The organism is Methylorubrum podarium, assembly GCF_022179745.1.
Classification (GTDB): domain Bacteria; phylum Pseudomonadota; class Alphaproteobacteria; order Rhizobiales; family Beijerinckiaceae; genus Methylobacterium; species Methylobacterium podarium.
Window position 1 is genome coordinate 1 of record NZ_BPRD01000124.1, and the last position, 11873, is coordinate 11873.

Here is an 11873-nt window from a genome sequence, read left to right on the forward strand (position 1 = left end):
CCCGCGTGGTGCCGTAGGAGGCCTTTCAGCTCCTACCCCATCCGCCCGATCGCTTCGGCCGCCGTCGCTCCGCTCCTCCCCTTTGTGGGGAGGAGGCAGGAGGTGGGGGGGGTTCAGGATGAGGCGGTGCGGTGCCTTCTGCACTACCCCCACCCCGAACCCCTCCCCGCAAGGGGGAGGGGACACGCGCAGTCTGGATTCGACCGCAAGAGTCGGGATGCGCGGCCTGCGCCGCTCGGTCAGGATCGCGCATCCGAAGAAATGCCCCCGGGAGTGATCCCATGCTCGCCGAATCCGAGACCGTCCCGCCCGCCGAAACCCCGCTCACCGAGGCGCGGATGCGCGCGGCGGTCGCCGCACGCGATGCCGGCTTCGACGGGCGCTTCGTCTACGCCGTGCGCTCCACGGGCGTCTATTGCCGGCCGGGCTGTCCGTCGCGGGCGGCGCGGCCCGAGAACCTCTCCTTCCATGCCGGCCCGGCCGAGGCGGAGGCCGCGGGCTTCCGGCCCTGCCGCCGCTGCCGGCCGGACGCGGCGGCCCCGTCCGAGCGGCAGGCGGAGACGATCACCCGCGCCTGCCGGCTGATCGAGGCCGCGGAGGCGCCCCCCTCCCTCGACGCGCTGGCCCGCGCGGCGGGCTTGAGCCCGTTCCACTTCCACCGGATGTTCAAGGCGGTGACCGGGGTGACGCCGCGGGCCTACGCGCAGGCCCACCGTGCGGCCCGCGCCGCCAATAGCCTCGCGGAGGGGAGAAGCGTGACCGAGAGCGTCTACGCGGCGGGCTACGGCGCGCCGAGCCGGTTCTACGCCGACGGTGCGGAGCGGCTCGGCATGAGCCCCTCGGTCTATCGCAGAGGCGGCGCGGGCGAGCGCCTCTCCTTCGCGACCGGACCTTGCGCCCTGGGGCTCGTCCTCGTGGCGGCCACGGAGCGCGGCCTCTGCGCGATCCTCCTCGGCGACGACGCCGAGGCGCTTCGGCGCGAACTGACGGCGCGGTTTCCGAGGGCCGAGATCGCCGCGGCCGAGGCGGGTTTCGCGGCGACGGTGGCGGCGGTCGTGCGTCTCGTCGAGGCGCCCGGAGCCGCCTTCGACCTGCCGCTCGACATCGGCGGCACCGCCTTCCAGCAGCGGGTCTGGCAGGCCCTGCGCCGCATCCCGGCCGGCAGCACCGCGACCTATGCCGACATCGCCCGCGCCATCGGCGCGCCGGCGGCGGTGCGGGCGGTGGCCATGGCCTGCGGCGCCAACGCGCTGGCGGTGGCGATCCCCTGCCACCGGGTGGTGCGCTCGGACGGGGCGCTCTCCGGGTATCGCTGGGGCACGGCGCGCAAGGCCGCCCTGCTCGCCCGCGAGGGGGTGGAGCGGTAGGGATCAGGCCGGCACGGCCGAGCCGGGCGGGGCCGCGTCAGAGCCGGTGGGGGCCGGGGCCGGCGCGCTCTCCGCGGCGGGGGCCTTGCGCGACTGGATCTCGATGAAGACGCGGGTGACGTGGCGGCTCTGCGCCCTGATGCGGCTCTCCAGCCGGGCGACCGTGCGCTCGACCTCGCCCGCGGGCACGTCGTCGGCGAAGTCCAGGCTGAGGTTCACCAGGATGTCGGAGGGACCGAGATGCTGGGTCAGCACCGCGTTGACGTGCTGCACGGCCGCCTCCTCCCGCACCGCCGCCTGGATCGTGCGCACCACCTCCGGGTCGGCGGCCTCGCCGATCAGCAGGCCGTGGGTCTCGAACATCAGGAAGATCGACATGCCGACCAGCACGAGGCCGATGCCGATCGAGGCCCAGCCGTCGAGCGCCGGCTTGTCGAGGAGGTGGGCGAGCACCACGCCGGTCATGGCGATGACGAGGCCGATCAGCGCGGCCACGTCCTCCACGAGGATGGTGTAGAGCGCCGGGTCCTTGCTGCGCTGGATCGCGGTGATCGCGCCGCGCTCGCCCTTCTCGGCCCAGAAGGCCCTCACCGCGACGAGGCAGGAATACCCTTCCGCCAGGATCGCGAAGCCGAGGATCGAGACGTTCACCCAGAAGCCGGACAGCCGGACGCCGAACAGGGTCGCGTCGGCGGCGGGCTCCGGATGCTCGATCTTGTGGGCGCCCTCGTAGATCGCGAAGATGCCGCCGCCGAGGAAGATGAACAGGGCGACGATGAAGGCGTAGAAATACACCTCGCGCCCGTAGCCGAAGGGATGCTTGGCATCCGCCGGCTTCTTCGCCCGCTTCAGCCCGACCAGCAGCAGGAGCTGGTTGGCGGTGTCCACCAGCGAGTGCGCGCCCTCGGCCAGCATCGCCGTCGATCCGGTCAGGAAGGCGCCCACGAACTTCGCCGCCGCGATGGCGAGGTTGGCGCCCGCCGCCGTGTAGATCGCACCCGTGCTCTCGGCCATGTCCCGCTCCCTGGCGCAGGCGGCCGTCTCACCGAACCGGCGGCCTGCTCCCATCCATTGTTGCCGCACGACGGTCTCGGAAAGCCGGTTTCCCACCCTTCCGCATCGTGCTCCGGCGGCGCCGGCGCCTCACGCCTGCCGCCGTCACGGGGGCGTCAACGCCGCCGGAGCGGCCGAGGTTGCCGGGGCAGAGGGCTGCGGAGAGCTGGACACGGTTGCTGGGGTGGGGGCGTCCGTGCAACCTGCCGCCCGTTTCTGCGAGGAGCCGTGCGATGCCGCCCTACGATCCGGACAACATCTTCGGGAAGATCCTGCGCGGGGAGATCCCCTGCCACAAGGTCTACGAGGACGCGCACAGCCTCGCCTTCATGGATGTGATGCCCCAGGGCGAGGGCCATACCCTGGTGATCCCGAAGGTACCCTCGCGCGGGCTGCTCGACGCCGAGCCGCGGACGCTCGCGGCCCTGATCGGCACGGTGCAGCAGGTCGGGCGGGCGGTGAAGGCGGCGTTCCGCGCGGACGGCCTGACCCTGTTCCAGTACAACGAGCCGGCGGGCGGGCAGACGGTGTTCCACCTGCATTTCCACCTCGTGCCGCGCTTCGACGGCGTGCCGCTGAAGCGGCACGAGGGCGGCATGGCCGACAACGCCGTGCTGGCCGAGCACGCCGCGCGCATCCGGGCGGCGCTGGCGGACGCGGCCTGACCCGGTCTCACGGGGCGGGGGTGTCGCCCCGCCTCAGGCGAGCTGCGGTCCGCTCGCCTGCCCGGTTCCCATGGCGGCGATGACGGAGCGCAGGCCGGCATTCTCGGCCTCGAGCTCGGCGATCCGGCGCAGCAGGATGGCGATCGACGGGTCGGCCGCCGGGGCGGGTTCGGGGGCCGCCGGCTTGTGCGCCTCCAGGAAGGCGACGCCCACCGCGTCGCCGCGGCGCCAGCGCAGATTCGACCGCAGGGTCATTTCCTTCTGCGGGATGTAGAGGTCGAACGATTCCGGCAGGGTGTTGGTCTCGCTCAGTTCCAGCCGCGCACCCATCTCCGAGAAGTCGCGGATGAGGCAGTCCATGCTGGACGCCCCCTTGTTGAAGTGGATCCTTCCCTTGAGGAACGTCCGCTTGCGAGCCTCCTGGCGCTTCTCGCTGATCATGATCGGTCTCCGGCCCCTCCGAACGGCCCGACCTGTCTGACACGCCGCCCGTTAAGGAATGCTCGACAAGATCGCGCAGGCGCTCAGGTCCGGCCGGCCCCGCGCTCGCTGCCGCCCTCGTCGAGGCATTGGAACAGGTAGAAGCCGTTGAAGCGCACCGCGGTCGCCGCAGCGCGGTCGTCGAAGCCGGGAGGCGGGTTCGCGCTGCCGTTGATGCGCCCGCCGAAGGTCCAGCGGCGCCCGCCGACGAAGCGCGGCACGGCGCAGCTCTCCGGCACCGCGCAGAACAGCGCTTCCCGGCCGCGTCGCCGGAACAGGTTGTAGCTTCGCATCGGATCGCCTCCGCTTCGCCCACCCTCATGCGGAGGGTTAACCCGACAATCGGTCCGGTTTGTGTCGGCCCGGTTGGTGTCGGACCACGAGCGGATCAGGCCGGAAGGGCGTCGGATTCCTCGGCCCGGCAATCCGGCTCGTCGGTCGGGGTCTCGCCGTCGCGGGCCGCGGCGAGGCGGACGGCGTGGTTGATCACCGCCATATGGGTGAAGCCCTGGGGCACGTTCCCGCGCTGCTCACCCGATTCGACGTCGATCTCCTCGGCGAACAGGCCGAGGTCGTTGCCCCGCGCCAGCAGCCGTTCGAACAGGGCGGTCGCCTCGCCGTTGCGGCCGGCCAGCGCGAGGCAGCCGACCCGCCAGAAGGCGCAGGCGGTGAAGGTCGCCTCCGCGCCCTCCAGCCCGTCGTCGATCCGGTAGCGGTAGACGAGGTCGCCCGCGCCGAGTTCCGCGCCGACCCGCTCCAGGGTCCTCGCGACCCGCGGGTCGTCGGGGTCGAAGGCGTCGAACAGCACGGCGCGCAGCACCGCCGCGTCGAGCTCGTCCGCGCCGTAGGCCATGGTGTAGGCTTCGCGCGACGCGTTCCAGCCTCGGGCGTGATACTCCGCCCGGATCTCGGCGGCGGCCCGTTCCCACCGCTCGATCGTTGCCGCGTCGGCGAGCCGGTGCTTCGGATCGGAGCGGGCGATCTGCACGGCGCGGTCGAGGCCGACCCAGAGCATCGCCTTGGTGTGCAGGCTCTGGCGCTTCTCCGTGCGCATCTCCCACAATCCGTGGTCGGGGGCGTGGCGGGCGCGCAGGATGTGGTCGGTGAGATGGCCCAACGCCTCGGGCAGGTGGTCGTTGACCTTGACCGGCGGGTCGAATTCCACCGCCTCCAGGTAGCCGTGGAGGGCCACCAGGAACTCGCCGTAGATGTCGTACTGCTCCTGATCCGCCGCCGCGTTGCCGATCCTCACCGGGCCGACGCCGCGCCAGCCGCGCAGGTGGTCGAGGCATTCCTCGACCGGCACCGGACCCTTGAGGGCGTACATCAGGTGGAGGTCGCGGCCCCGGCTGGCGTCGGCCTCGCGCAGGAAGCGCAGGAACTCGGCGGCCTCACGGTCGTAGCCGAGATTGACGAAGGCGGTGACGGTGAAGCTCGCGTCCCGCATCCAGACGTAGCGGTAATCGTAGTTGCGGTTCCCCGGCACCGCCTCGGGCAGCCCTGCGGTCGCGGCGGCGACGATGCCGCCCGAGGGGCCGTGGGTCAGGAGCTTGAGGGTGAGCGCGCTGCGCAGCACCGCCTCGCGGTAGGGTCCGTCGTAGGTGCAGCGGCCCGACCACTCCTCCCAATAGGCCCGCGTGGCGGCGAGCGAGGCATCGACCGCGCCGGGCATCCCCTCCGCCGCGTCCTCCTCGCCCTCGCCGTGCAGGATCACGAGGTCGGCGCGCCCGCCGGCCGTCAGGGCGAAGGCACCCTCGGCGGCGCCGTCGCTGAGCGCCAGCGGCACGGTGCAGGCCGTGCGGATCGCATCCCCCCCGCCGCGGAAGCGCAGGCAGGTCTCGCTGTCCGCCGACGCCTCGGTCGGCGCGCGGGCATAGTCGAAGCTCGGGCGCAGGAGCCAGCGGCCGGAGACGCGGCCCGCGACGCAGGCGAGGCGGCGCACCACCCGGCCCCGGGCATGACCGTCCGGCCCCTCCTCCGGCACGGATTCGTGGGGATGGAGCGGCATGAAATCGGTGAGCACCGCCCGGCCGGTGGCGGTGACGAAGGTCGTCTCGAGGATGTTGGTGCCGGGCAGATAGCGGCGGCTGGTCCCGCTCAAACCGTCGAGGGCGAGGCGGCAGCTGCCGCCGCCCTCATGATCGAGCAGGGCCAGGAACACCGCCGGCCCGTCGTGCTTGGGCCAGCACAGCCAGTCGAGGGAGCCGTCGCGGGCGATCAGGGCCGTGGTGCAGGTATCGCCGATCACGGCGTAGTCGGCGATGGGTCTGTCCGTCACGGTCGCTCCCGTCGAGTGGCGCGGCGGCAACGTTCCGAGCCTCGCAGGGTTCGCCCCTGCGACATCAGGCGACGCGTGACCCGATCGGGAGCCGAGGGGGAGCGGAGGCCCGGCTCAGAAGCGTGAGGCGCCGCGCCGCATCATCCGGTGCTTCCGGCTCTTGTGCGGGCGGTGGTAGGCCCGCCGCGCGCCGTAGCCGCCGGACCGGCCGTAGCTTCCGCCGCTGACTCCGGCGGTGCGGTCGTTGCCGGTGGCGCGCGACGAGGGCGAGAGGCCGCTGCCGGCGTTGCTGCTGGCACCCTGCGCGGCCGCGGGGCCGGCGGCGAGGACGAGCGCCGCGGCCAGGGCGAAGAGGCCGCTTCGAAGCGGATGGGTCATGGTTCGCAATCCTCCGGAAAGGCAGCCCCGACGGGCTCCGTGAGGGGGCGAACCGCGGCCTAGGGGGCTTGTTCCCCGCCGATCCAGGTGCCGAGCACCGTCAGGTCGGCGGCGAGCGCGACGAGATCCGCCGCATGGCCGGGGGCGATCCGGCCGAGCCGGGCGTCGAGCCCGAGGAAGCGGGCCGGCGTCAGCGAGGCCATGGCCAGGGCCTCCTCGAGGGAGGCGCCGCCGCGCGTACTCATGTGGCGCACGGCCTGCGCCATGGTGATCGCCGCGCCCGCCAGGGTGCCGTCCTCGCCGGTAAGGCGGTCGCCCGTCCGGACGATGCGCCGCCCGAACAGGGTGAAGGACGCGTCCGCGCGAGCGTCGCCGACCGGCGGCATGGCGTCGCTCACCAGCATCAGCCGGTCGCGCCCCTTGAGGCGCAGGGCCAGCCGGAGCTGGTCGTCGCCGACATGGTGGCCGTCGGCGATGATCCCGGCGAAGGTCGCCTCCTCCGAGAGGGCGACGCCGACCGCGCCGGCCTCGCGGGGGCCGAACTGCGACATGGCGTTGAACAGGTGGGTGAAGCCGGTGAGCCCCTCCGCCACCGCCGCCCGGATCGCGAGCCCGGTATCCGCCGTGTGCCCGGCGCAGACGAAGGCGCCGCGGGCGACGAGGTCGGCGACCGCGCCCTCCGGCACCCGCTCGGGCGCCAGCGTCACCAGGGTGACGCCGCGCGTCCCCAGGCCGGTGAGCAGCTCGGCGTCGCCGGGACCGAAGGCGGCGAGCCGGCCGGGATCGTGGATGCCGATGCGCTGCGGGCTCAGGAAAGGTCCTTCGAGGTGGATGCCGAGGATGCCGGGGATACCCGCTTCGATCGCCGCCGCGACGCCCGCGATGGCCGCACGGATCGCCGGCCTTGTGTCGGTGATGAGGGTCGGCAGCAGGGCGGTGGTGCCGCCGCGCCGGTGCGCCGCCGCGATCCGGGCGATGCCGGCCACGCTCGCATCGTCGTTGAGCAGAACCCCGCCGCCGCCATTGACCTGAAGGTCGAGGAAGCCCGGCGCCAGGATCGCCTCCGCCGGCAGCCGGACGAGGGGCATGTCCGCGGGCGGCTCGGCGGTGACGTCGGCGATCCGCCCGCCGCGCAGCACGACGACGCGGTCGCCGAGCATCCGCTCGCCGTCGAACACCTGCGCGGCGGCCAGCGCGCACGGATCCTGGGATCCCAAAGGGATCATCCCTTTGGCGGGGCGCAAGGTGGCAGATCTGGGCAGAGCCCCGGCTTCCTTCCAGGGCTCCGCCCTGGACCCGCGAAAGGGCTCGCCCTTTCGAAACCCGGATTTTCCATCACAGCGTCTCCGTGACCTTGGTGAGGCCGGCCGGCTTGTCCGGGTCGAGGCCGCGGCGGCGGGCTTCCGCCTCGATGGCGCGGTAGGCCGGCACCAGCATGGCGACGGGATCGCAGGCCGGGTGGCCGTCGCCGATCCAGGGCAGGGTGCCGAGGGGACCGCCGCAGGCATGGACCCGCAGGCCGTCGCGGGCGAGGTCGCGCACGAGGTCGTCCACGCCCTCGGCGAGCGGATCGGCCTGGCGCAGGGCCAGGACCGGCGTCGCCGCCGAGACGGAGGCGCGGGGGCCGTGGCGCAGCTCCGCCGCGGAGTAACCGAGGGCCGGCAGGCGCAGGGTCTCGGCGAGCTTGAGCGCGATCTCGCGCAGGGGTCCGAGCCCGTGCCCGCGCCCGGTGACGAAGGCCGCGGGCGCGCCGTCGAGGTCGGCGCTCCAGGCGGACCAGTCGAGGGCGAGCGCCTGCCTCAGCCGCTCCGGCAGGGCGGCGAGGCCCTGCTCCAGATCGCGGTCGCCGGCCCAGGCCGCCACCAGGGCGGCGCCCGCGATCCCCGAATTCGTCACCGTCTTGGTGGCGGCCACCGCCCGCTCCGGACCGGCGAGGATCGGCAGGACGAGGTCGCTCGCCCGCGCGGCCGGCGAGTCGGGATCGTTGACCAGCGCCAGGGTCAGCGCGCCGCCGGCCCGCGCCGCCTGCGTCGCCGCGACGAGATCGGGCGAGCGGCCCGATTGCGAGACCACGACGAACAGCGCGCCCGCGACCCGCGGCGGGCGGGCATAGCCCGTCACCACCGAGGGTGCCGCCGCCGAGACCGGCAGGCCGAGCCGCGTCTCGATCAGGTAGCGCAGATGCACGCCGGCATGGCCCGAACTGCCGCGCCCGCACACCACCACGAAGGGGAAGCTCCGGGCACTCAGCGCCGCGCCGATCCGCGCCGCCTCGCCCGCCGCCAGCACCGCGTCGGCGGCGGCGGGAATCTCGGCGATCTCCCGTGCCATGAAGGTCGTCGCGCTCATGACCGCCCCACCTCGCGGAGCGCCCGGCGCAGGTTGCCCTCGTGGCGCAGGAGCAGGTCGTCGGCCCGCATCGCGCTCATTCCTCCCGCGATCAGCACCGCGCGCTTGATGTCGCCCTCGGCCCGCGCCAGGGCGTCGGCGGCGGTCTCCGCCGGGCAGCCGGCGAGTTCGGAAACCATGGCGACGCCGCGGGCGCGCAGCTTCCGGTTGGTCGCGCGCATCGCCACCATCCGCCCGCGATAGACCCGCCCGAGCCGGATCATCACCAGCGTCGAGAACAGGTTGAGGATCACCTTCTGCGCCGTGCCCGCCTTCATGCGGGTGGAGCCGGCCAGCACCTCCGCCCCCGTGGCGGCGAGGATGCCGTGGGCGGCCTCGCGCAGGATCGGCGCGTCGGGGTTGTTGCTGACGCCGACGGTGACGGCGCCGCGGGTGCGGGCGGCCTTCAGCGCCTCGACGGTGAAGGGCGTCGAGCCGCTGGCGGCGAGCCCCACCACCACGTCGCGCGGGCCGATCTCCGCGCGGGCGATCCAGGCCGCGCCGTCGGCGGCCGAATCCTCCGCATCCTCCACCGCGCGCAGCAGGGCGCCCTCCCCGCCGGCGATGGCGAAGCCGAGCTGCGTCTCCGGCCAGTCGAAGGTCGGCGGCAACTCCGCCCCGTCCTGCACGCCGATCCGCGCCGAGGTGCCCGCCCCGACATAGACCAGCCGCCCGCCCTCGCGCAGGCCCGGCTCGGCGGCCCGCGCCGCCGCATCGATCGCCGGCAGGGCCGGCCCCACCGCCGCGACCGCGGCGAGCTGGCCCTCCCAGAGGGCCTGGAGAATGTCGAGTCTGGCCCAGGCGTCGAGGTCGACGTAGCGGGCGCTGGCGTCCTCCGTTCTCATGCCGCGCCTGCCTCTCGTCGCATCCTCTTCCGCGCCCTTTGCGTCCGCATCTCGTCCGTCCGATCCCGCCCTCGGCGCCGCGTCGCGCTCTCGCCTGTTCGAAAGAGGTCATCCCCGGTGCGGTTCCGCCGGGAGCGGAAAAGGGCGTGAGCGCGGTTTTGCCGCGCGGGCTCGGACCTGATCAAGGATCGGTTGGCGCGCCACTCCGATTCTATACGAACGGACGCGCTGGGAGCAGGCCGGGGGAGAGGGCGTGCAGCAGGGGCAGATCGAGGGGCACGCCGAGGAGCGGCCGGAGATCGCGGGGGACGGGCGGGATCGAGGGGCATCGCGGCGCCTGCGTCTCCTCACCTACAACGTCCGCCATTGCCGCGGCACCGACGGGCGGGTCGCGCCGGAGCGGGTCGCGCGGGTGATCGCGGCGCTCTCGCCCGACATCATCGCCCTGCAGGAGGTCGATGTCGGGCGCAAGCGCACCGGCGGACGGGATCAGGCGGAGGAGATCGCTCGGCTCACCGGCATGTTCTCGCATTTCCACCCGGCCCTGCACGTCGAGGAGGAGCGCTACGGCGACGCCCTGCTCACCCACCTGCCGTCGCGGCTCAGGCGGGCCGGCCCCCTCCCCGGCCTGATGCGGCGCCCCGGCCTGGAGCCGCGCGGCGCGCTCTGGGTCGAGGTGAGCCTGGGTGCGGCGGCGATCCAGGTGCTCACCACGCATTTCGGGCTGCTCGGGGCGGAGCGCATCGCTCAGGCCGAGGCGCTGCTCGGGCCCGACTGGCTCGGCGATCCCGCCTGCCGCGCGCCGACGGTGCTGCTCGGCGACTTCAACGCCACGGGCTGGTCGCGGTCCTACCGCCGGCTGAGCGAGCGCCTCACCGATGCGCGGCGGCTCACCGGGGAACGGCGCTGGCGGCGCGGCGGGGCGAGCTTCCCGAGCCGTTTCCCGCTGCTGCGCATCGACCATGTCTTCGTGAGCGAGCGCGTCGCCGTCGAGCGCGTCACGGTGGTAGACACTCCGCTGGCGCGGGAAGCCTCCGACCATCTCCCGGTTCTGGCGGAGATCCGGATCGATCCGGGTTGAGCGTTTTTGCGCACATGCGCATGGTCCCGGCGGACCGGTCCGGACGACCGGCCGCGTACGGGAGAGGAAGCGCGCGATGACGAAGACAACCGGACACCTGACCGCCCTCGGGGTGGCCGCCCTGATCGCGCTCTCCGCCGGGCCGGCCCTGGCCGAGCCGCCGCGCATCGCCGTGGTCGCCACCGGCGGCACCATCGCGATGAAGCTCGATCCCACGACCCACGCGCCGGTCCCGGCCCTGTCCGGCGAGGATCTCGTCGCGGCGGTGCCCAAGCTGAAGGACATCGCGACCATCGAGGTCACCGAGTTCAGCAACGTGCCGAGCGACTATATGGGCCCGGACCGCTGGCCGGCGCTCGCCCGCCGGATCGACGCGCTGCTCGCCGATCCCGGCATCCGCGGGGCCATCGTCCTGCACGGGACCGACACCCTCGATCAGACCGCCTACTTCCTCGACCTGACCCTGAAGAGCGACAAGCCGGTGGTGCTGGTGGGCGCGCAGCGCAACGCCTCCGACGCGGATGCCGACGGCCCGCGCAATCTCCTCAACGCCGCCCGCCAGATCCTGGCCGAGGGCGCGGCGGGCCAGGGGGTGACGGTGACGCTCAACCACCGCATCAACGCCGCCCGCGAGGTGCGCAAGACCCACACCAGCAACGTCGAGACCTTCAATTCGGGGGAGGCCGGCATCCTCGGCACCGTCGACGAGGACCGCGTCGTGTTCGGCCGCCGCTCCCTGCGGCGCCAGACCCTGCCGCTGCCGGAGCGCCTGCCGCGGGTCGATCTCGTGGCGATGTATGCCGGCGCCGACGGCTCGCAGGTGCGGCACGCGGCCCAGAGCGGCGCCGACGCGATCGTGGTCGAGGCCTATGGCTGGGGCAACGTCAACGCCGAGATGCACGACGCCATCGCCGAGGTCATCGCGGGGGGCGTTCCGGTGGTCGTGGCGACCAAGGTCCATGACGGCCGGGCGCTGCCGGTCTACGGCTTCAAGGGCGGCGGCAACACCCTGCGCAAGGCCGGCGCCGTGTTCGCGGGCGATCTCACGCCGGACAAGGCTCGCATCCTCACCCTGCTCGCCCTGCCCGCGGACAAGGGCGCGCGCAAGGACCAGGCGGCCCTGCAGGCGGTGTTCGACAAGTAGCCGTGCCTTTCGGCTCTGAGTGACGGACCCGGCCCTGTGCTTCTCCCCTCTCCCCGCGTGCGGGGAGAGGGCTTTGCCGACCTCGTCGTCGGCAAAGCGAGGCGGCAGCCGAAGGTGAGGGGGGCTTGGCCGAGGAAGCCTCTTCCTGAGCCGCCCCCTCACCCTCGCTCCGGCTGCGCCTCCGCTTCCGGCCT

General features: G+C 73.5%; 12 protein-coding genes. 4 read left to right on the forward strand and 8 right to left on the reverse strand.

The features are described from left to right. The first annotated feature begins 281 nt into the window (after window positions 1–281). Window positions 282–1367: a bifunctional DNA-binding transcriptional regulator/O6-methylguanine-DNA methyltransferase Ada gene (gene ada / locus MFF42_RS06525; protein ID WP_238255020.1), complete on the forward strand. Its 1086-nt coding sequence runs from the start codon at window positions 282–284 to the stop codon at window positions 1365–1367. Between the two features lie 3 nt (window positions 1368–1370). On the opposite strand, the gene MFF42_RS06530 is transcribed toward ada, so the two are convergent. Next, window positions 1371–2381 carry a cation diffusion facilitator family transporter gene (locus MFF42_RS06530; protein WP_238255021.1) on the reverse strand — a complete coding sequence of 337 codons (1011 nt, stop codon included), beginning with the start codon at window positions 2379–2381 and terminating at the stop codon, window positions 1371–1373. Window positions 2382–2653: 272 nt separating this feature from the next. Here MFF42_RS06530 and MFF42_RS06535 point away from each other — a divergent pair, with 272 nt between their 5' ends. Then, window positions 2654–3085, forward strand: a complete 432-nt coding sequence (locus MFF42_RS06535; protein ID WP_238255022.1) for an HIT family protein — start codon at window positions 2654–2656, stop codon at window positions 3083–3085. A gap of 33 nt (window positions 3086–3118) precedes the next feature. Here the strand turns inward: MFF42_RS06535 and MFF42_RS06540 are convergent, their stop codons facing one another. From MFF42_RS06540 to MFF42_RS06570, 7 genes are all read right to left on the reverse strand, one after another. Further along, window positions 3119–3526 carry a PilZ domain-containing protein gene (locus MFF42_RS06540; RefSeq protein ID WP_238255023.1) on the reverse strand — a complete coding sequence of 136 codons (408 nt, stop codon included), beginning with the start codon at window positions 3524–3526 and terminating at the stop codon, window positions 3119–3121. A gap of 83 nt (window positions 3527–3609) precedes the next feature. Then, window positions 3610–3858 carry a hypothetical protein gene (locus MFF42_RS06545; RefSeq protein WP_238255024.1) on the reverse strand — a complete coding sequence of 83 codons (249 nt, stop codon included), beginning with the start codon at window positions 3856–3858 and terminating at the stop codon, window positions 3610–3612. A 95-nt stretch (window positions 3859–3953) separates the two neighbouring features. Beyond that, the gene (locus MFF42_RS06550) at window positions 3954–5843 is read right to left on the reverse strand and encodes a glycoside hydrolase family 15 protein (RefSeq protein WP_238255025.1); all 1890 of its coding nucleotides are present in this window, start codon (window positions 5841–5843) and stop codon (window positions 3954–3956) included. 114 nt (window positions 5844–5957) lie between these two features. Continuing rightward, window positions 5958–6221 carry a hypothetical protein gene (locus tag MFF42_RS06555; protein WP_238255026.1) on the reverse strand — a complete coding sequence of 88 codons (264 nt, stop codon included), beginning with the start codon at window positions 6219–6221 and terminating at the stop codon, window positions 5958–5960. A gap of 59 nt (window positions 6222–6280) precedes the next feature. Continuing rightward, on the reverse strand, window positions 6281–7447 hold the full coding sequence (gene nagA / locus MFF42_RS06560) for an N-acetylglucosamine-6-phosphate deacetylase (protein ID WP_238255027.1): 1167 nt from the start codon (window positions 7445–7447) through the stop codon (window positions 6281–6283). Between the two features lie 109 nt (window positions 7448–7556). After that, on the reverse strand, window positions 7557–8570 hold the full coding sequence (locus MFF42_RS06565) for an SIS domain-containing protein (RefSeq protein WP_238255028.1): 1014 nt from the start codon (window positions 8568–8570) through the stop codon (window positions 7557–7559). Continuing rightward, window positions 8567–9454 (reverse strand): N-acetylmuramic acid 6-phosphate etherase, encoded by an 888-nt coding sequence (locus MFF42_RS06570; RefSeq protein ID WP_238255029.1) that lies wholly within the window; start codon window positions 9452–9454, stop codon window positions 8567–8569. The genes MFF42_RS06565 and MFF42_RS06570 overlap by 4 nt, the downstream gene beginning before the upstream one ends. A gap of 253 nt (window positions 9455–9707) precedes the next feature. Here MFF42_RS06570 and MFF42_RS06575 point away from each other — a divergent pair, with 253 nt between their 5' ends. Together MFF42_RS06575 and MFF42_RS06580 are read left to right on the forward strand one after the other, a co-directional pair. Next, window positions 9708–10535 carry an endonuclease/exonuclease/phosphatase family protein gene (locus tag MFF42_RS06575; protein WP_238255030.1) on the forward strand — a complete coding sequence of 276 codons (828 nt, stop codon included), beginning with the start codon at window positions 9708–9710 and terminating at the stop codon, window positions 10533–10535. Window positions 10536–10611: 76 nt separating this feature from the next. Beyond that, window positions 10612–11679: an asparaginase gene (locus tag MFF42_RS06580; RefSeq protein ID WP_238255031.1), complete on the forward strand. Its 1068-nt coding sequence runs from the start codon at window positions 10612–10614 to the stop codon at window positions 11677–11679. Window positions 11680–11873: the final 194 nt, after the last annotated feature.

What these genes read in the sequence shown, in the direction of transcription:
- ada (WP_238255020.1), top strand. Translation starts at nt 282, where the DNA reads ATGCTCGCCGAATCCGAGACCGTCCCGCCCGCCGAAACCCCGCTCACC.
- MFF42_RS06530 (WP_238255021.1), bottom strand. Translation starts at nt 2,381, where the DNA reads ATGGCCGAGAGCACGGGTGCGATCTACACGGCGGCGGGCGCCAACCTC.
- MFF42_RS06535 (WP_238255022.1), top strand. Translation starts at nt 2,654, where the DNA reads ATGCCGCCCTACGATCCGGACAACATCTTCGGGAAGATCCTGCGCGGG.
- MFF42_RS06540 (WP_238255023.1), bottom strand. Translation starts at nt 3,526, where the DNA reads ATGATCAGCGAGAAGCGCCAGGAGGCTCGCAAGCGGACGTTCCTCAAG.
- MFF42_RS06545 (WP_238255024.1), bottom strand. Translation starts at nt 3,858, where the DNA reads ATGCGAAGCTACAACCTGTTCCGGCGACGCGGCCGGGAAGCGCTGTTC.
- MFF42_RS06555 (WP_238255026.1), bottom strand. Translation starts at nt 6,221, where the DNA reads ATGACCCATCCGCTTCGAAGCGGCCTCTTCGCCCTGGCCGCGGCGCTC.
- nagA (WP_238255027.1), bottom strand. Translation starts at nt 7,447, where the DNA reads ATGATCCCTTTGGGATCCCAGGATCCGTGCGCGCTGGCCGCCGCGCAG.
- MFF42_RS06565 (WP_238255028.1), bottom strand. Translation starts at nt 8,570, where the DNA reads ATGAGCGCGACGACCTTCATGGCACGGGAGATCGCCGAGATTCCCGCC.
- MFF42_RS06570 (WP_238255029.1), bottom strand. Translation starts at nt 9,454, where the DNA reads ATGAGAACGGAGGACGCCAGCGCCCGCTACGTCGACCTCGACGCCTGG.
- MFF42_RS06580 (WP_238255031.1), top strand. Translation starts at nt 10,612, where the DNA reads ATGACGAAGACAACCGGACACCTGACCGCCCTCGGGGTGGCCGCCCTG.